We start from the raw sequence: 20,202 nt of genomic DNA on the forward strand, positions 1-20,202 counted from the left end.
CATGTTTATTAGTTTTATAGGGCCAGGTTAAATACTCAGTGCGTGAATATCGCAGGTTGGCACAGAATATGATTCCCGTTAGTAGAAGTGGGGAGTAGGCGGATTTTTTGTGTAAGCATGTTTAGGTAAGTTAAAGTGTGTTGTTCATTTTTTTATATGTTCAATATAAGTGAACATAAAATATAAATGAACGGGCTGTTTGCTTTTTGTTCAATTTATAGTATTGTTCAATATTAGTGAACGTGTTTAGGTGTTGAACAAATGTTAGAGCAAGAGCTAATACAAAATGCCATTAATAAATTGAATAGGCAAACTGGTTTAGGGATGACTTTTAAAGCTTGCGAGAAAGGCAGCGATGACGGGGAGATCAGGGTACCAGGTGTGGAGGAGTGCTTAGATGTTGAGTGCAAAAAATGGTTAAACCCTGCGACCTTACACAAGCACCTTGCAATCATAAAAGCTAAGAAACTGATCTCAAAAGTTGTCTTGTTGACAGACTATATCAATCCAAATCAAGCTACTTTATTAAAAGAACAGAATATTCCATTTATAGACTTAGCAGGGAATACCTATATCAATCTACCTCCCGTATATATTGACATTCAAGGTAAAAAACCAGAAAAACCGCATATTGAAATGATTTTGAAAAAGCAACTGGGTAAAGCATTTCAGCCTAAAGGTATGAAAGTCGTTTTGATGTTATTAATTCAGGCTGATTTAGTGAAAGAGCCTTTGCGTACTATCGCTGATGTTTCAGAGGTTGCACTTGGCACAGTAAAACAGGTTATCGATGATTTAATATATCAAGGGTTCGTTGTTAAAAATGGACAAAACACTAAAGTTTTAGTCAATAAAACGGGTCTATTGGACAAATGGTTAGATGCTTATCCTACGGCAGTAGAGGCTAAGTTAGAGCAAGAGGTTTATACCACTGATAATATAGCGCTGTTAAAGAAGCTTGAGTTAGGAAGTCTTAAAGCATTATGGGGAGGTGAGTATGCAGCTGAACTCTATGATAATTATCTTTATGCCAAAGATTATCTGGTTTACGTAGAGCCTGAAAATAAAAAAGATGTATTGAAGGCGGCAAGATTACGAAGAGTTAAAACAGATGAGATCTCAAATGATTCGATAACTAAAGTTATTTTGATCAAGCCACTTTTAGCTACAAAGAAGCTTACTGGATCGCAAGCGGGTTTGGCTCATCCGTATTTAATTTATGCCAACCTAGTTGCAAGTTTAGATCCAAGAAATATTGATGCAGCAGGAAGATTCTATGCAAAACACATCGCTTAATGTAGCCAGTAAGTTACCACGCGGACTGGTTGAACTTTATCGGTTAATAAACGCTCAAGCAGATGCGTTGGCGATTTCTTATTTAGTGATTGGAGCTACCGCAAGAGATATTATTTTGCATCATGGTTTTGGTGCGGCAATCGAGCGAGGTACACGAGATGTTGATTTTGCTATACAAGTTAAAAGTTGGCAACAGTTTGAGCAGCTTAAGGCTAAATTGTTTACTAATGGTTTTAAAGCTCATGAAAAAAAAGCGCACCAATTAATAATATCGCTTACTGGTGATGACGAATGGGAGAGCACGAAGCGCTCAGCTAAATTTTCACAACAGGTAGTTCCTAGTGAATTGTCAGGTCTAATACACATAAATAATGGCGCAGTGTGTTTGCATTAGTTATATGCTTACTTTTTGAATATATCGATTAATTTATTGGCGTTGTCTAAGTGGACCTGACATTGCTCAATTGATAGAAGCTGTTGATCTAATGATTTATTTTTATCTATATTTGCAAATGAATCAATATAATCAACTTGCGCATTAAAAAAACTATGGCTAAGAACTGAATCTTTTTCTAACTCTAATTCTATGTAACTATTTAGCTTTCTATCTGTATTATTATATTCTTGTAACTTCTCTGAACTAACTTCAGTATTGAGCCGCTCACAAAGTATCAAGCCTGATGACGTTTTACCAGCAAGCTCAAAGTCAGAGTTTAAAAATGCAATTAGTAATAGGCTATAGATCACTTTTAACTTCCTTGGATAAAATATAGAAATATGAAACAATAAACTCAGCTAGAATAGCTAGAAATAGAATAAATAATAGTAAAGAATCTGGCACTGAAAAAAGAGCAATTACTGGTAAAACTATACCTAACCCTAGCGCTGCACCGCAGTGGATTGTGTATAAGATAAATAGTTTATTTATTCCGTTTTTAGAGGCGATGCTTGTAGGCTTAGTAAATTTAATTTTTCCATAATAGATTAATATAACTAAGCCTAATATAATGAGCCCTATCATTTTGGCTCAATCATCCCTCTAAGATATAGTTCATTTAAAGCTTTCTCTTCATCAACTAAGGCCATTGTACGAACCCCACTTGCTAACACGGTGACTAAGGCTGCAAACATCCCAAGCTTCGCTGCTGCTGTTGTTTTAACTTTAGCTTGGCCGGCTAACTCGGCTGTTAATTTACTGTTTGAAATTGAATTGAATGCTGCTTTCCCCCCCGCTTTCATTCCACTTTTAGAAATCTCTAGTAGAATTCCACCTATTATTGGTGCTGATCCTACAAAAGTTCTCATATCTAAACCAATAAAACTTAAAGCAGAGGAAACACCATTACTACTTTCATAATGTGCTTTTAATTCAACATCACTTAATGACCATTTAAATTTGTATTTATCAGCTACGATTTGTGGAGGAATTTCAAAAAGAGCACCATGGAGCCTTGGGCTAACTCTACGAACTTTTTGGATTTCGGCCATCACTTGTTGGCGCGCAATATGATCAAGTTGCTTATAAACTACAATACCTGTCAAAATATAATATATATTATCAATCTGACGTAATTCTTTTTCATGCGTTCTTAAGCCTATTAGCTTTATGTAAAACCCTAAAGGATCAGATTGTGATAATTTAGTTGCGTAACTCCGTTCGCTCATACTTCTTCCTTAATTTTATAGTTTGCAGGAAATCATCATATTTGATTAATATACTTTATTCCAAAGTCTACTGTTGGTACCTAAAACAATACCTATACGAGCAAAAATAACAGATAACTTTTCAGAATTAAAGTATTTTTTAAATCTTATAGTTAGGACATTCGAGATTGTAATATACAGCGCTTTAAAACCCTTCAAGTACCAGTTTACCGCGTGATTGATGAGACTCTAATATTGCGTGCGCTTTAAGTAGGTTTTCTATATTAATTTTCCCTAAATGTTGGCCTAAGGTGGTTTTAATGGTGCCGTTATCAACCAATTCTGCTAATTCAGTCAGTAACTGATGTTGGGCTATCATATCGTCGGTTTGAAACATTGAACGGGTGTACATAAACTCCCAATGCAGTGAAATACTTTTGCGCTTGAGTTTTAAAATATCAAAGCTGGCTGGGTCGTCTATTAACGCTAATTTACCTTGTGGCTTGATCACTTTGATGATTTCATCAAGATGTTGATCGGTATGAGTTAGGCTAATAACGTAGTCAAACTCTGCAAGGTTATGCTCAGTTCGTTGTGCATCTAAACCTTTTGAGTGCTCAAGTACATGTTCAACACCTAATTCGTTTAGCCATTTCACACTATCAGCTCTTGATGCAGTACCAACAACCGTTAAGTTAGTAAGCTGCTTTGCCAATTGCACTAAAATCGAGCCAACACCACCTGCAGCACCTATTACTAATAACGAGGCCGGTTTTGCATCTTTGGTGCGTGATACTTGCAAGCGGTCAAATAATAATTCCCAAGCGGTAATGCTGGTTAATGGCAGTGCTGCAGCTTCTGCGTCACTCAACGATACCGGTGCTTTACCGACAATACGCTCGTCCACAAGTTGAAATTCAGCATTACTGCCAGCGCGAGTTAAATCTCCGGCGTAATAAACGCGATCGCCTACATTAAATAAACTAACTTTTTCACCAACGGCTTTAACAATACCCACCGCATCCCAACCAATGATTTTATGACCTTGTTCTGGGCTGACATTAGCGCGAATTTTAGCATCAACAGGGTTTACTGAAATAGCATTTACCGCGACCAATAAATCACGGCCTTGTGCCGTTGGTGTTGGTAATTCGATAATTTCGAAAGAATCTTCGCTGAGTGTTTTTGTAGCTGCTTGGTAACCAATGGCTTTCATGAGTTGCTCCGTTGAATCAAATTTCTATATGCACACTATAGCGCAGCTTTATAATAGAAAAAGGGTGTTATGACTGAATCACTATCAAATGTTTTTTGATAATTGCCTTTACCTAGGCTAAATCTGTATTGAGTTTATCGAGCAGAGCAATTAACTGCATTGCTTCATGTTCATTGATAGATGGGAACTGGCAGCGTATTTGCTGCGGAATATCAGCTGCTTGAAGTTGCATTTTCACCCCATGTGATTGCAGTTTTACAAGTTTCTTGCGCTTGTCATTATCATCTTTAATAACCATTAATAATTGCTTATCGGTCATTTTTTTTAAAATTTGGGTCATTGCCCCACCATCTATGGCGGTTTTTTGCAGTAATTGGGCTATGGTTACTTCATCTTCTTCCCACAACGCCATCATCACCACGTATTGAGGGTAGGTCAGTTCAAGTGCCTTGAGCGCATCTCGATAGGCGCGCACAACGGAGTTGGATGCCATATATAAGCGATGACATAGCTGGTTATCTAATTTTAGTTGTGGGTATTTCATAGCGACTCTCAAATAGTGAATTTGCATTTTAGTTTGTATGCAAAGTATTTGCAATGTTCAATAAATTGGTCTATTGTTTTGCACGCAAAGTAAATTTAATTCTCACTTAAACAAGGAAAATACCATGAAAGAATTACTACAAGTCGCATATACAGCTAACGCAACTGCAACAGGTGGCCGTGAAGGCACTGCAAAATCTGACGATGGCCGTTTAGATGTTGCACTTTCAACACCTAAAGGTTTAGGTGGCGATGATGGGCAAGGTACAAACCCTGAGCAATTATTTGCAGCGGGTTATGCGGCGTGTTTTATTGGTGCATTAAAATTAGTGGCAGGCCAAGCTAAAGTAAAATTGCCAGCAGATACACGCATTGACTCAGAAGTATCGATTGGTCCAATCGAAGGTGGTTTTGGTATTGCGGTAAAATTAGCTGTGTTCGTTGGTGATGTTGATAAAGCCACTGCAGAGCAACTAGTGGCTAAAGCGCATGAAGTTTGCCCATATTCAAATGCGACCCGTGGCAATATTGCGGTTGAGTTATCAGTAATTTAGTTTTCTCATATGCCAACTTAGCAGCTTGTTAAGTTGGTATCCTTTCGCTTCTCTCACTTAAATATGCAGCTAGCATAAGTGGTTTTTATTACTCAGTTAATCAAGTTTTTTCAATAATCTACTGTATCATTTCATAATTAGACTAAACTCTAAATGTAGTTAAATTAGAGGAAAACAGGAATGCGGCAGTTAGCGTTAGCAAAAAAATTACTTTGGCTCACTTTAGGTAGTATATTTTTAACCGTCTTGGTGTTGTCTAGTGTACTGTGGTGGCAACTTTCAAGTAGTAATAAAGTACTTTCAGTGCAGGCTGAAAAACTGATTGTTGCAGAAGTAGAAGACAAACTCGTTACTAATGCTGCGGCCTATGGTGAAAAGATTGCGGGTTTTATTAATGAAGCGTATCGCGTGCCTTTTTCTCTGGCAGCAACATTAGGTAGCCAAAGTGCCGCAGATACTTTAACCCGCGAATCTGTGGAGCAGATCAATCGTTCAATCATTGCTGGTAACTCATTACTCTCGTCAATTTACTCTCAGTTTGAAGTCAATGGCTTTGATGGTAACGATCAACAATATATGAATGGGTATGACCATTCAGTGGCAGGTCAAGGCACCTTAGAAATTTCCTTTACGCGCAGCCGTGATGGCGTGATCGAACAGCAGGTAGTTGAAGATGCCAAAGAAAAATATGTGACAACGTTAAATGAATTTGGTCAACGGGAAGCCGAATGGTATTTATGCGCCAAAGAAAACCAAAAACCCTGCATTATGGAACCCTATCTTTACGAAATATCGCCAGGCTACTCAGAAATGATGACCTCTTTGACTGTGCCTATATTGCGCTCAGGCAAGTTCATTGGTTTAAGCGGTGTTGATATTGCCTTGCCGGTATTTCAAACTATGACTGAGCAGTTATCAAAAGAACTGTATAACGGCCAAGCACGCGTGACATTACTCAGTTCGCTCGATTTGATTGTTGGCAGTAGTCATTATAAAGAAAAACTAGGACGTCCGCTTAAAGAAGCCGTACCTGCAGCAATTTTTAATCATTATAGCGGTTTAAATAAACAAGCCAGTGTGCAAAAGGTAAGCAGTGAGTATTTAGTTAACTATCCGATAGACATTAAATTAGCAGGAAAAAAATGGACACTGTTAGTGGAAGTCCCCGCAGCCCTTGCTTTAGAAGGTCCACAACAGCTTAGTGCAAGTATGCAAGATAACGCCAACACCCTTGGTGGATTGATTTTGATCTCTGGTTTAGTGATTGCCGGTGCTGCATTTATCATTATGACCTTAGTGGTAAAAAGTATTGTGGCGCCACTACAACAAATTCAATTACGAGTTGATAACTTAGCCAGTAGTGAAGGGGATTTAACGCAAACATTAAGTGTTGATAGCCATGCTGAATTAATAGCGCTTGCTGTAGGCTTTAATGCATTTTTAGAAAAATTACGTGATTTGATTGCGCAATTAAAAGATGTCTCTGGGCAAACTAAAGAACAAGCGCAAATTGCCGCCCATGTTGCGGTTGATACAAAACAGAACGTACAGGCGCAATTTCAAGAAATTGAAAGTGTGGTAACGGCAATGAACGAAATGAGTGCGACGGCACTTGAGGTCGCCCGTGCATCTGAGCAATCAGCGCAACAAGCCGATGAAATTAATACCTTAGTGGTGCGTAGTGAAACAAGTTTATCTTCTGCGGTATCGCAAGTAAAAACCATGTCAGAAGAAATAAAACAAGCTAATCAGGCAGTTGAAAAAGTAGCCGCACGTAGTAACGATATCACCCAGATTTTAGATGTGATCCGAACCATTTCAGAACAAACTAATCTATTGGCACTCAATGCAGCTATTGAAGCAGCTCGCGCTGGTGAGCAGGGTCGTGGCTTTGCCGTTGTTGCTGATGAAGTCAGGGCGCTTGCTTCAAAAACACGTGCCTCAACAGATGATATTAGTGGCTTAATTGACAACTTACAGCTAGAAGTGGGTAATGCATCTAAAGTGATTGAGCAAGGTGTGGTGAGGGCACAAACTGCCGTGGATGAAACCACCGTTGCCTTTGATGCCTTGCACAGTGTGGTGGTTAAAGTGGAAGAAATTACCAACCAGATCACCCAAATTGCAACCGCTGCTGAGGAGCAAAGCTCTGTCACTGAGGAGATCAATCGTAATTTAACGTTGATCTCCGATGCCGCGTCACAATTGGCCGAACTATCAACTCAAGCGGGCGATGGTAGTCAGATGTTAAATCAACTCGTTGCTCAGCAAGATGATGAGCTAAATAAACTAAAAACCTAGTGAATTAATCGCATTTAGTAAGAGTAAAATAGCCTTTAACATGTATGGTCGCATGTTTAAAGGCGTATTTTATATCGTTTGCCTACTAAATATCTTCGGCTTTATTTAACTCAACGGTTAAAATTGTTCTCTTATCAACCACTATCCATTCACGGTATGTACTATAACCAGGCTTACTTACTTCTACATCATACTTGCCTTCTTTTAACTCAATACCACTTTCATATTTTGGTTTGATATTCATAATGCGTACGCGCGCATCAGCAGGTTGAGTTGCCACAGTTAAAGAAATTACATCAACTACGTCTTCAACAGGTGGTTGAATTTCTGTCGTGGTATCCTCAGTTACTTGAGCTGTTTCGTCTACTGTAGCAGTAGTCGAGCAACCACTTAGGATTAATATTGCAGCTAAGGTGCTTATCTTTTTCATAAAAACTCCATATAAATTTAAAATGCTGAAAGCCCTTAAGGAGTAAGTGGAAGTTAGATAGCCTCCAAGTCATCCTTGACTCTCGTTATACTAATTACATCGAATTAGTGGTCTATTAGTAAGTTATTTTATTCGTGAGAATAATCATATTTTTTAAGCTAGTAGAGCTATACAGCCCTGGCTAGCTTAAGATATTAATATCAGTAAGTGGCTGCAATTAGTGAGTGTCAGCCTGTGTACTTTTATAGCAAACTATCAAGCAAGCGAGTTATCTCTTCACTTCGCTCAACTAATTTTTCAGCTGTTTTATACATCTTTTGCTTTAATAAGCCATTTGCCATTGTGATGTAACGCTTAGAAAGCTCTTCTTTAAAAGCGACTAACAAAGTAAAGTCATTCGGTAAATCCGTTGACTCTGAATTAACTAATTCTTCAAAGGCTAATAACTCTTGATAATTTTTAATTGCTGCTAACTTTTCAAAGTAACGGTCAAAGCGAGGTTGATAGAAAACTATTGCATCTTTAGTCGGAAAAGTTGCTTGCTCACCTAAATTTAATTTCTGCTGATAAAGACTTAGCACTTCTATTGCTGATTCCCTTTTTAATAACTCATTAAATTGTAATTCAGACTTCTGCTCGGCTGTGAAGATAGCTTTCCCTACATCTAATAACACTTTTTGAGCAACCACATTGTCATTTTCAATTGATTGCTCTAAGGCGATTTTGAAGTTATTGATGTGTATTTCATTTGGCTGATATACATAGTTACTATCAACATCTTTTAAATCATCAATTAATTTAATAATGTTGTTATTTTCAAGTTCATCATAGCGTGATTGTTCTAATAACAAGTCAATTCTTGATGTTATGTCAAAGATTATTGATTGGCGCTCTCTTAAGATGCTTTCTAATTGAACCGTTAGCTTTTCAGAATCTGGATAGTATTCCAACGCATCGGAATATAGACCGATCGTGCCATCAAAATCCTTGAATTTACTAGACTGATTATTTAACTGATTAGCTTTAGCATTGAAATCTTGTAAGATGCTTGCTTGATTGACTCTTAATAACCCCTGTTTAAGCACGTCATACTGAGGAGGGATTTCCGCAAGTTTAGCCAGGACCTCAGGGCCGTGCCAGGACATCCAAGTTGCAACTTGCTGGTTAATTGCATTGGCATTTTCCAGCTTTGCCTCTAACTGCTTTATTTGGGTCGAATTTGAGGCATAAAACTGGCTAATAAAAACGGTAATGGCGACTACACACACACTTGCAGCGATAGCTGGTTTAAAATTGCTTGTAAGTTTAGTTGATACAGCCTGTAATGAGCCTAACCTTTTTGTGGCATCCAATGACATCGCTTTTTGTAAACGACCCCAAAGCCATAGTGGACAATTACTAGGGCGTTTTGCTGTTGTCTCTTTGGCAAGCTTATCTGCGGCAACTCGATCAAATGGGTGCTTACTGCTCAATAGCTCATAGGCAATACATGCATACGAAAATATATCATCTTTTACAGATGCGTCAGCCCCTTGAAGTTGCTCAGGGCTTGCATAGGTTGGCGTATAACCACCAACTGCTGCGACATTTTTACTATTATTAAACGCATATGCATCTTCAATTGTTTTATGTTTAGCAATGCCAAAGTCGAGAACTTTCAAGCGTCCATTTGAATCAAAAATAATGTTAGAAGGTTTTAAATCATTATGAATAACGTTTCGTGAGTGAGCATAAATCAGTGCATCTGCAAGTTGTTGCAGGATAACATGTGCTTTTTTAAAAGGCATACCTGAAGGTTTGTTACGTTTGATTATTTGCTCTAATGTTTCGCCATCAACGAGTTCCATTGTCACATAATGCAGATCACCATCAGAACTGGCTGAAAATACTTTTACAATATTAGGGTGTGAAAGTTGTTGAGTTTTAGTCGTTTCATCTTTAAGTAATGTTATTGCCTCTTCAGATTGACTAAATTCCTCTAGTAACACTTTGAGTGCAACATGTACTTCTGGACTGGTAGGACTTTCTAAAAATAAATCCCTAGCTCTATAAATGTAGCACATGCCACCTTGCCCAATGAGTTCCTCAACTAAATATCGTCCAGATATTTTTTTACCAACTAAATTGAGTTTACTTTTTGGTTGGGAAGATCTAACGCTAGACTCCAGCGAAGCGATTTGAGTTTTATCATTTGAGTTATTGATACCGCTCATTATAAATCCTTTTATTGTAGATAGTTAAATAATTGCAAAGGTGCTTTTTGTAATTTTTATCAATATTCCCTTTGATTAGCCCGCTATTTTTACAAAATTTAACACTATAAGCAATGTTTCTATTGTAGTACTTCTACTAATTATATATTTATTTTATTCATTAGATATAATTTCTGATGTTATTTGTATGTAAAACAGTGTTGTAAAGTGGTTTCTCTGGTTTCAAATAGGAACATACAGGCTTAATTTTATTGATTTTAATAATTTAAATAAACAGAAAATAAGACTATATTATTAATCTCTATTTGTCGTTTTAAATGAGCCTCTAATATCCCCAAGTATTAATTTCAATGTTGACAATAGTTTCTCTTCTAATTTATTCTAATAGGAATGTAGAATATGGGATGAACGCATCAAATGGAACTGATACTAAACATTACTAGTTATCATCGACTCTCGCCTGAAATAGAAGCATCTAAAACTGTAAAAGATTCACTTATCTTTGGCCGCTCGGAAGCATGTGACTGGCATTTACCTGATCCTGAAAAAATTATCTCAAGTAAACATGGTCGTATCGAGAAGGAAGGTGACTCGTTTGTTGTGATTGATACTTCTACAAATGGTATCTATTCAAATTATAGTGTCTCAGCCATTGGCCAAGGTAATAAGCAAAAGTTAGCTGATAGTGATATTTTAACGGTAGGTGATTTTCAAATAGAAGTTAAAATCGCAGCAGCAAACTCCGTTACAGCTCCTATCGATGAGTTTAGCTCTGTGACAACGGCAAAAAATAATAACGCCGCTACTCAATCGCAACATTTTGATTCTGCTAATCGTGATTCAAACTCTGAGCACTTTTATAATGATTCAATTATGAATGAACCAATGCCAAAAGTTACTATGGCGCATGCTGAACATTCACAATCACAGAGCCAGATCCCGGAAAATTGGGATGAGATCGCACATTTATTGAATCCTGAAATGGCTAATTCTAGCAATCAGAGTGGAATAGCCAGTCATACAACCGCGAGTACAACAGAGCCTAAGATCGAAGCTCCTGCAGCTGTTGATATAAAGCCAGAAGTCGCGAAGGAAGTTCAAGTCTCGACTCCTGCAGCTCAATCCGCTCTCGAAACAAAGCCAATCGCAAACAGCGCAGAACTAACAAGTGCTTTTTTAAAAGGGCTTGGCGTCAAACCTGAACTGCAAAATGCTATAACGACTGAAAAATTATGGTTTGAAATGGGCCAAGGGTTAAATCTTCTTTTAACTGAATTGATGGAATCGTTACGCCAAAGAGCATTGGTGAAAAATCAATTACGTGTTAATCAAACTCTGTTTCAAACCCAGCAAAATAACCCAATCAAATTTTCGGCCAATATAGACGATGTTATTCAGAACTTATTCATAATTAATAGTGCAAGCTTCCTATCTTCTCGAGAATCGATTAAAGAAAGTTTCATCGATACTCGTAGGCATGAACATGCTTTATTAGCAGGGGCTGATGGTGTATTAAAGGGAATATTAGAGCAAGTTTCACCTTCTCACATAAATCAACAAGTGAATGATAACTCTAATATTTTGAAAATAATTCCTGGCCAATCAGAATCAAAAAGCTGGAAGTTGTATCAAAACCTGCATGACGAGTTATCACGTGACGTTAATGCTAAAGGTGCAATGGCATTATCAGATGATTTCCTCAAAGCATACAATGATAAAATTCAAGAAACTTTTTAAAAAAAAGGAAAGTAAATAATGCGTAACATTAAGCTCTACTTACTGAGTTTTAGTTTACTATTTTTGATAATGGGCTGTTCGACAATGAATAAGTTTGTTCCGCCATCAACAGAATTAATTATTAATGTATCAGAAAATGTAAACCCTGATACTTCTGATCGACCTTCTCCAGTTGTGATGAAAATTTTTGAGCTAAGCTCAAGAACTATATTTGATACACAAGACTTTTTTAGTTTGTATGAGGCGCCAGAGAAGTTACTAGGCCCTGATTTACTTAAGAAAGATGAATTAGAATTACAACCTGGTTCAGTGCAAAACTATGAGATGAGCCTTAATCGTAATACTCGCTATGTAGGAGTAGTGGTAGCGTATAGGAACATAGATCAAGCCCGATGGAGAGCGGTAATAGAAGTTGATCCTACCGGTTATGACGATATCGATGTAAATGTTGAATCAATTGCAACATACATGAGAGAGCATTAATAAGGATATAAAATGAGTGATACCACTCGTGTTGCTTGGACTGAAGGGATGTTCTTAAGGCCGCAACACTTTCAACAATCAGATAAACATTTTTCACATTTAATTAAGCAAGTGTGTAATGGTAATTTAGCTGATCCGTGGGGAATTCTAGAGTTAGATATTGACACTGAGTTGTTAAATACAGGGCAGTTTGCAATCGACTCGTTGTCGGCAATTACTCCTGATTTATTACCTGTTGATATGCCAAGGTCAACGTCATTACCTGAGCCTTTGGTTGTCAACAAAGACACCTATAATGAAATTGTTTATTTGGCAATCCCAGCACTGAAAGCCAGTGGTATTAACATCTCAGCTGCGGACGAAAATTTAGTTACGCGTTATAAGCTCACCGATTTAGCGGTAAATGATGATTCATTGGGTCCGCAATCACAAGAGACTATTCAAGTTGCAAAAATTTATAGCAAACTGGTATTAGGTTCAGATGATCACGCTGGATTCATACTTTTACCTTTAGCTAAAATTACTGAAGTAAGCACTGAAGGTCGGATCAAGCTTGATAGTAAGTTTATTCCTGCCTCGCTAAAAGTTGCACAGTGTAAGCCTCTGCTAGGATTAGTAAGAGAAATTGGTGCAATGATCAAACAGCGTTCAGAAAGTATTGCTGTACGTTTATGTCAAGGCTATGCGGGCAGTACTTCAGTTGCTGATTTTATTATGCTGCAAACACTAAATAAGTATGATGCGGTATTTGATAGTTTGTTAATGGTCAATAATTTACATCCAAATATTCTTTATACGCGTTTAATTGAACTATCAGGTGAACTGGCAACATTCAGTACTGCCAATAAACGCGTTCCAAAACTCCCTAAATATGAACATGATAATTTAGGAGCTGTATTTGGTGAAATCGTGAATTTCTTATATCAATCTTTAAGTCACGTGATTGAGCAAACAGCAACAGAAATTAAGTTGGAGCAAAGTAAATTTGGTATTTCATTTGGTGCTTTAAAAGATAAGTCGATTCTTGATTCAGGTCAGTTTATTCTCGCTATTAAAGCGAGTGTACCCCATGAAGAGTTGCGTAAAGTTTTACCTTCCCAGGTTAAAATCGGTAGCGTTGAAACTATTCGTGATCTAGTTAATAACCAGATCCCAGGTATAACAATCAGCAGTTTACCTACAGCACCAAGACAAATTCCGTATCATGCAGGTTTTCATTATTTTGAGTTGAACAAGCATGGTCAGCATTGGGAAAAGCTTCGCACAAGTGGTGGGATCGCCATTCACTTATCTGGTAGTTACCCAGAGTTACAATTAAGCCTTTGGGCTATACGAACTTAACTGTTAAAAGGAAGAGTTTCAATGGATGAAACCATTATCAAACCACGCCCTGGCAGACTTGGGCGTGACACTTCAAATAACTCAAAAACAGCAACTGATCCTGAAAAGACAGTTATGTCTATTGAGCCAATAGCAAATGCTGTTGCTAGTAATACGAAAGTTTCTATTTTCAAAAACCCATTATTAGAAGCTGCTACCGATTGTTTTTCACTGGTTATATCGATCAACCAAGCTAAAGAAATGACAAATTTAGCCGCTTTGAAGCATCGTTGTGTTGAAGCGATTAAACGTTTTGAAGTTGAAGTCAGAAACCAAGTGCTGCCCAAAGAAGTAATTGAAAATTCGCGCTATTGTTTATGTGCAATTCTGGATGAATCAGTTCTAAACTCTAAGTGGAGTTCGATGGAATGGGCTGATGAAAGTTTGTTGTCAACGTTTCATAAAGAAACCTTTGGTGGCGAGTATTTCTATACCTTATTGGATAATGCTCTTGGGCAACCAGAGCAACATAAAGCGTTTTTAGAATTACAATATCACTGCTTAAATTTAGGTTTTAAGGGCAAGTATCGAGTTGATAGTGTCGGCGATAATAAAGTTGAAGAATACCGCTCTCGCATTTATCACCTACTAAACCAACTAGATGGACCTATTAATAACAAGTTATCGCCTAATTGGAAAGAACGGGTTGCAGCAGGTGTTGAGCTTAGAAACCAAGTACCTCTATGGGTTATTTTTTCAGTTTTAGGTTTAGCATTATTAATTGTTTACCTGTTTATCAATATGAAACTTAATGATCAAGTTGTGTTGGTGAATGAAAAGTTGGCGGTGATCCATCCATTAGCCCAAACGCACAGTATTGATAAAAAAGATCAGCAACTGCAAGTGTTAGAACAACTTTTACAAACCGAGATTCAGATGGGGATTGTCTCTGTAGAAAAGAGTAATGATCGCATTCGGATCACTATCAATAGTGAAAGCTTGTTTAACCAAGGTGACTCAAAACTATTACCTTCATTTCAGCCAATACTTGAAAAACTAGCACTGAGTTTAGAAGGTACAAAGGGGCGGATTTTAATAACAGGCCATACAGATGACACGCCTATTCGCACCGATAAGTATCCCTCTAACTGGCATCTTTCTTTAGCTAGAGCAACTCAAGTTGCTAATTCTATGGCTAAAAGTACTAACCTTAGTGGCCGCTTGTGGCCTGAAGGAAAAGGTGCTGCCGAACCAATCGCTAGCAATTCAGATTCAGCTTCTCGGTCATTAAACCGACGAATTGAAATTGATTTATTATTTTAATGGGGCTGGAATGAACTTTTTACAGAAAATCACATACCTACTTACATCGCGTACAGCAATCCTAATTATTGGTTTTAGCGCACTGTCATTACTAATTTGGTTTGGCGGCCCATTAATTGCCATTGCTGGTAATGTGCCATTGGCGAGTGTTGCCTCGAGATTACTTACTATTTTAGTGGTTATTCTTATTTTTGCGATCACGAAAATATACCGTTTGACTCGTCAAAGTAAACGTGATGAAAAAATGGCTAATGAGTTAATCGACAGTGATGACGCAAACAGTAATGAAGTTAATGAAGAGATTACGACCTTAAAAACAAGAATGGGTGAAGCTATTGATTTACTTAAAGATGTAAAACTCTTTAAGGGAAAGAATATCTATCAATTACCTTGGTATATCATGATAGGACCACCGGGTGCAGGAAAAACAACGGTGATCAACAATTCTGGCTTAGATTATCCATTAAAAGATAAGCTTGGGGTTGATTTAATTCATGGTGTCGGTGGCACGCGAAATTGTGATTGGTGGTTTACTAACAAAGCTGTACTCATTGATACGGCAGGGCGTTACACCACACAAAGTAGTCATGCAAAACATGACTCACGTGCTTGGGAAGGCTTTTTAGGTTTACTGCGTAAATACCGTCCATTACGACCAATCAATGGCGTAATGATCAGTATGGGTATCTCTGAGTTAATGAGCCAAACTAAAACAGAGCGAAACCTACATGCGCGTGCAATTAAGCAACGTCTGCAAGAGTTACAAAATCAGCTCGGAATGACTTTTCCTGTTTATGTTATTTTCTCAAAAGTTGACTTAATAGAAGGTTTTAGAGAGTTTTTTGCTGAATTAAGCGAAGAAGAGTGTGAACAAGTATGGGGGGTTACATTTGAACTTGATTTAGATAAAAACACCCAAGTTGATGCATTTAATAAAGAGTTTCATACACTTATAGCTAAGTTAACAGAGCTGTTAAATCGGCGTTTGATTAATGAACGCAATGAAGAAATAAGAGCAAAAATTTTTGAATTTCCAAGACAGCTTCGCGTATTGCAAGGTGTAGGCGACGCATTTTTGAAAGAAATTTTTACTCCTAATGCATATGAAGAACTCCCTATGTTTAGGGGAGTGTATTTAACCAGCGCAACTCAAGAAGGGACACCGGCTAGTCTTTTAAGTGAAGGAAATAACACAAGCGGCAGCTATATAAATCAATCGAAAAGTTTTTTCATAAAAAATGTACTAGAAAGAGTCATTTTCCCTGAGCAAAACTTAGCAAGTACTAACAAACATCATGATAAGCAAAACAAATGGTTGCGCATAGCAAGTATCTCTTTGGCGTGTGCTTGTGTGATTGGTTTTTCGGCATCATGGTATTTTAGCTATGCATGGAATAATAACCTTATCACGGTCACTGAAGAGGCAATTGAGTCATATCAAGAAATCGATGCGGCATCTTTTGATCGCAGCAATGTACTGGTACTTAATGACAGGCTCAATTCATTACGAGCACTTCCTGCGCGTAGTAATGCGTTTAATAATGAGCAAGACTCGTCATCAGTTGGTTTTAATAAATTAAACGAAATTAAACAGTCGTCGAACGATGCCTACGACAGAGCGTTACAAACTTTCTTGGCGCCTTTTGTTCTCAATACCTTGACGAAGGAAATGGAAACTCACCCTGAGCACTTAAGCTATTTGTACGAGACACTGAAGTGTTATTTAATGTTGTTTCAACCTGAGTATTTTGAGCGTGATGACATAGTCGTCTGGTTTGATGCATACTTAGAACGTAGCTTTCCTGGTGAGAAAAATACACAAACTCGTCTCGATTTAATGGATCATATTGCGGCATTACTTGAAAAAGGTGTTGCTTATGAAGAAGTTGATAATCAAGCCGTTAAAATTGCTCGTGCTGAGCTGACAAAATTACCGATTGCTGAGAGAGCATATCAAAGGCTTCAAGCAGACTTTCTCGACAGTAGTATTCCACCATTTAGATTGACGGATATCATTAGTTTTGAAAGCGCCCAAAAGTTTTCATTTCGCAATAACAGTGAGTTAACTCGAAGCATCCCTGGCTTATATACGTTCAATGGTTTCCATGGCATTTTTAATATCGAAAAAAGTAAGATGCTAGGAAACCTAATGGCGAGCAGTTGGGTGTACGGAGAAGAAGCATCTGGAACTTATGATATCTCCAAAGATGAGATAGAAAAGAAATTAGAACAGCGTTATTTTCAGGACTATATCTACTATTGGCAGTCATTTCTTGATGATCTAAATTTAAACCAATATAGCTCTCCTGCTGAAGGGGTTAATATCACTGATGTGTTAGCTGGTTCAGAAACTCCAATTAAAAACATCATTCTAGCAGTGCAGAAAAATGTGCAGTTAACTCAATTGCCAGTCTCTGAAAATCAAAAAGCAGCCGGTAAAGTTGCAGCCAATGCTGCTGAAGTTGCGATGCAAACAAAGGCGAATCGCATCAAACGGTTCTTACCTGACGAAACGCCAAAATTTGATATCAAGTTACCAGGGTATCAAGTGGAAGAAGCATTTGAGGATGTGCTTAAAATTGACGCTCAGCAGTTAGATAATATGCAAAAGAACCTTAGGGAGCTGAATGTTTATTTAACTAAACTTGACCGTGGCGATCAGTTGAAGTCATCCATTAAAGATCAAATCAGCGGTAAAAGTAAGCCTAGTTTTATCCGCCAACTAGAATTCCAAAGTCGTGACTTACCGTACCCTTTTAATAGCTGGCTGTTAGATATTAGTCGAGATACCAGTAATATCACTAAAAATAGTGCCAATAGACACTTAAATGAGATTTGGAAAAGTAAAGTTTTGCGAGAATACAATGCTGCAATTATTGGTCGTTACCCATTCTCACCTTATGCAGATAAAGAAGTGAATTTAAAAGACTTCACTCGATTCTTTGGACCTGGCGGTACGATTGATAGCTTCTTTAATAGCTATGTTGCCCCCAGTGTTGATATGAGCTCACGACCATGGAAGTTTGAAAAAGACATCGGTATCAGTCGAGAAACTTTGGCAATGTTTGAACTTGCAAATCAAATACAGCTCGCATTTTTTGATGGTGGTAGCAGCACACCAAGGATTGAGTTCGGCTTGAAACCTTTAGAATTAGACCAAACAATCTCGAGTTTTATGCTTGAGATTGATGGTCAATCAATGACCTATAGACATGGGCCATTAAGAGTGAGTAATTTTGTCTGGCCTGGCGCCACAGGCCAAAGTAAAACACGGGTAGTATTCACTCCACCTAATGGCGGACGCTCTATAAATACCACTTACCAAGGTGAATGGTCGCTATATCGGATGCTTGATGAACTAAGTGCTAAACGAAGTAAAACACGGGAAGATCTAACGTTGCATTTTGCTCTGATGGGCAATAACGCAAAAGTAGAACTATTACCGAATTCAATTAGGCATCCATTTTGGAATAAGAGTATAGAGAAGTTTTCATGTCCGACCCGATTATAAATATTGGCTATTTGGGTAAAGTCCCTAGTTTAGGTGATTTTGTACAAGATAGTGTATCTAAAGAGTTCGCTGAACATTGGGAAAAGTGGCTGCAAGCTGCGATTGCTGTAAGCAAAGAGCAGCTTGGTGAAGTGTGGCAAAATAATTATTTAACAGGCCCTGTATGGCACTTTGCTTTGTCCGCGAATATTGTTGGAGATAAAGGGGTAATGGGGACTTTAATGCCAAGCATGGATGCGGTAGGACGGCATTATCCATTTACTGTAGCAAGTACATTAGAGTACGCACCTATTGATGTTCTTAACTCTGGCGTTTTTTCATTAGCTTATGAAGATGTTGTGTTGAAAGTACTTGATAACTCAGTTGATCTTTTTGCTTGGCGCAAAGAAGTTGCGAAAACCTTAGGTACTGTTCAAGGAACCCAAAAAGCGGTGACTTACTTTAATACGGCAGATAAGAATAAAACTGGCGAGGCATTTGAGTTTTCAGGTGATGAACTTACAGAGACAGCTTTGCAAGATCTAATGCATGCTGTCTTAAGTAAAAAATATGGTGATTACAGCGTTTGGTGGACTCATGGTTCATGCAGTATAAAGCCTATGGTACTTATCACCGCAGGACTTCCTGCCATTAATCAAGTTGCAGCAATGTTAGATGGTCGATGGAAGCAATGGGAGTGGAATTATACACAGGTAAAAAGTACTGATGAGTAAGTTGAGCACTAGTTATGCGATTACCCATCGCGGTGTTGTTAGGCAGCTAAATGAAGATGCTCATGTCGAAATAAATAGCCATAGTCTCTGGGTTGTTGCTGATGGTATGGGCGGCCATGAAGCTGGTGAAGTGGCAAGTCAACTCGTTGTCGATACTATCAGGGCAACCGTTGAAGAACTGACATTTGAAGAGCTTACTGTGTCGCATATTGTCGTTGCTATTGAAAATGCAAACCGCCAACTAAATGAATACAGTGCGCAATATTTAGGGAGTAAAACAGCGGGTAGCACAGTGACCGTTTTGTTCATCAAAAATGAGCAATACTATGTGCTCTGGGTGGGAGATAGTCGAGCGTATTTACTGCGTAATGGTCAGTTGCAGCAAGTTTCAAAGGATCATAGCCAAATCAACGATCTAATCGATGAAGGGGTTATCTCTGTTGAGGAAGCCAAAGATCATCCATTATCCAATGTCATAACCCGTGCAGTGGGAGTTACACAAGATGTTAACGTTGATATGGTACAAAATGAAGTAAAATCAGGCGATATATTTTTATTGTGCTCAGATGGATTAACTGGCGAATTATCCGATAATGATATTCGCCGCTCATTAGAGCCTACAAGTATAATCGATTCTGGTATGGCACTTATGCATTCATCTCTTGTTAGAGGTGCAAAAGATAATGTCACGTGTATTTTGATTAAATACGACAAAGAGCTTAGTAATTACAAAGCCCATTCATTTAATGTTCAGGATGAGGCTACAATCCCATTATTTACAAAGTAAATATTTAAATTTATTTTTAATGGTTATATATTAAAAAATAAATAACTTTATGGACTTATATATAATATACCGGTTTATTGTTTAGTAAACCGGTATAAACTAGAATGTAACTAGGCTTGTAATTTAAAATA

General features: G+C 37.8%; 17 protein-coding genes. 11 read left to right on the forward strand and 6 right to left on the reverse strand.

Going from position 1 to position 20,202, the window contains the following annotated elements:
• Positions 1 to 261: 261 nt before the first annotated feature.
• Entirely contained in the window at positions 262 to 1,296 is a 1,035-nt protein-coding gene (locus NDQ71_RS23095; RefSeq protein ID WP_192542300.1) for a type IV toxin-antitoxin system AbiEi family antitoxin, read from the forward strand.
• A complete protein-coding gene (locus NDQ71_RS23100; RefSeq protein ID WP_192542301.1) occupies positions 1,277 to 1,690 on the forward strand; it encodes a hypothetical protein in 414 nt (137 codons plus the stop codon). Before NDQ71_RS23095 ends, NDQ71_RS23100 begins: the two co-directional genes overlap by 20 nt.
• Before the next feature lie 8 nt (positions 1,691 to 1,698).
• Here NDQ71_RS23100 and NDQ71_RS23105 read toward each other — a convergent pair whose 3' ends face one another.
• From NDQ71_RS23105 to NDQ71_RS23120, 4 genes are all read right to left on the reverse strand, one after another.
• Positions 1,699 to 2,043: a hypothetical protein gene (locus tag NDQ71_RS23105; protein ID WP_192542302.1), complete on the reverse strand. Its 345-nt coding sequence runs from the start codon at positions 2,041 to 2,043 to the stop codon at positions 1,699 to 1,701.
• Positions 2,044 to 2,313: 270 nt separating this feature from the next.
• Positions 2,314 to 2,961, reverse strand: a complete 648-nt coding sequence (locus tag NDQ71_RS23110) for a hypothetical protein (RefSeq protein ID WP_192542303.1) — start codon at positions 2,959 to 2,961, stop codon at positions 2,314 to 2,316.
• A 184-nt stretch (positions 2,962 to 3,145) separates the two neighbouring features.
• A complete protein-coding gene (locus NDQ71_RS23115) occupies positions 3,146 to 4,156 on the reverse strand; it encodes a zinc-binding alcohol dehydrogenase family protein (RefSeq protein ID WP_301562836.1) in 1,011 nt (336 codons plus the stop codon).
• 112 nt (positions 4,157 to 4,268) lie between these two features.
• On the reverse strand, positions 4,269 to 4,700 hold the full coding sequence (locus NDQ71_RS23120) for a MarR family winged helix-turn-helix transcriptional regulator (protein ID WP_064664627.1): 432 nt from the start codon (positions 4,698 to 4,700) through the stop codon (positions 4,269 to 4,271).
• Between the two features lie 124 nt (positions 4,701 to 4,824).
• Between NDQ71_RS23120 and NDQ71_RS23125 the strand changes: the two genes are divergently transcribed.
• Complete coding sequence (locus NDQ71_RS23125) at positions 4,825 to 5,253, forward strand: organic hydroperoxide resistance protein (RefSeq protein WP_064664626.1); 429 nt, start codon at positions 4,825 to 4,827, stop codon at positions 5,251 to 5,253.
• A 180-nt stretch (positions 5,254 to 5,433) separates the two neighbouring features.
• On the forward strand, positions 5,434 to 7,554 hold the full coding sequence (locus NDQ71_RS23130) for a methyl-accepting chemotaxis protein (RefSeq protein WP_301562837.1): 2,121 nt from the start codon (positions 5,434 to 5,436) through the stop codon (positions 7,552 to 7,554).
• A gap of 85 nt (positions 7,555 to 7,639) precedes the next feature.
• Here the strand turns inward: NDQ71_RS23130 and NDQ71_RS23135 are convergent, their stop codons facing one another.
• Positions 7,640 to 7,984 carry a PEGA domain-containing protein gene (locus NDQ71_RS23135; protein ID WP_301562838.1) on the reverse strand — a complete coding sequence of 115 codons (345 nt, stop codon included), beginning with the start codon at positions 7,982 to 7,984 and terminating at the stop codon, positions 7,640 to 7,642.
• 242 nt (positions 7,985 to 8,226) lie between these two features.
• Positions 8,227 to 10,197 carry a serine/threonine-protein kinase gene (locus tag NDQ71_RS23140; RefSeq protein ID WP_301562839.1) on the reverse strand — a complete coding sequence of 657 codons (1,971 nt, stop codon included), beginning with the start codon at positions 10,195 to 10,197 and terminating at the stop codon, positions 8,227 to 8,229.
• 417 nt (positions 10,198 to 10,614) lie between these two features.
• On the opposite strand from NDQ71_RS23140, the gene tagH reads away from it, so the two are divergent.
• From tagH to NDQ71_RS23175, 7 genes are read left to right on the forward strand one after another with little or no spacing between them, the layout of a single operon-like run.
• Positions 10,615 to 11,934: a type VI secretion system-associated FHA domain protein TagH gene (gene tagH, locus NDQ71_RS23145; protein WP_301562840.1), complete on the forward strand. Its 1,320-nt coding sequence runs from the start codon at positions 10,615 to 10,617 to the stop codon at positions 11,932 to 11,934.
• A gap of 18 nt (positions 11,935 to 11,952) precedes the next feature.
• On the forward strand, positions 11,953 to 12,417 hold the full coding sequence (gene tssJ / locus NDQ71_RS23150) for a type VI secretion system lipoprotein TssJ (RefSeq protein ID WP_064664621.1): 465 nt from the start codon (positions 11,953 to 11,955) through the stop codon (positions 12,415 to 12,417).
• Between the two features lie 12 nt (positions 12,418 to 12,429).
• Complete coding sequence (gene tssK / locus NDQ71_RS23155; RefSeq protein ID WP_064664620.1) at positions 12,430 to 13,758, forward strand: type VI secretion system baseplate subunit TssK; 1,329 nt, start codon at positions 12,430 to 12,432, stop codon at positions 13,756 to 13,758.
• A gap of 21 nt (positions 13,759 to 13,779) precedes the next feature.
• Complete coding sequence (gene tssL, locus NDQ71_RS23160) at positions 13,780 to 15,060, forward strand: type VI secretion system protein TssL, long form (protein ID WP_064664619.1); 1,281 nt, start codon at positions 13,780 to 13,782, stop codon at positions 15,058 to 15,060.
• 10 nt (positions 15,061 to 15,070) lie between these two features.
• Positions 15,071 to 18,571: a type VI secretion system membrane subunit TssM gene (gene tssM / locus NDQ71_RS23165; RefSeq protein ID WP_301562841.1), complete on the forward strand. Its 3,501-nt coding sequence runs from the start codon at positions 15,071 to 15,073 to the stop codon at positions 18,569 to 18,571.
• Positions 18,553 to 19,284 (forward strand): type VI secretion system-associated protein TagF, encoded by a 732-nt coding sequence (tagF, locus tag NDQ71_RS23170; protein ID WP_301562842.1) that lies wholly within the window; start codon positions 18,553 to 18,555, stop codon positions 19,282 to 19,284. Before tssM ends, tagF begins: the two co-directional genes overlap by 19 nt.
• Complete coding sequence (locus NDQ71_RS23175; RefSeq protein WP_301563109.1) at positions 19,274 to 20,071, forward strand: PP2C family serine/threonine-protein phosphatase; 798 nt, start codon at positions 19,274 to 19,276, stop codon at positions 20,069 to 20,071. The genes tagF and NDQ71_RS23175 overlap by 11 nt, the downstream gene beginning before the upstream one ends.
• Positions 20,072 to 20,202 lie beyond the last annotated feature (131 nt).

Source organism: Pseudoalteromonas sp. KG3, assembly GCF_030436385.1.
GTDB lineage: Bacteria > Pseudomonadota > Gammaproteobacteria > Enterobacterales > Alteromonadaceae > Pseudoalteromonas > Pseudoalteromonas prydzensis.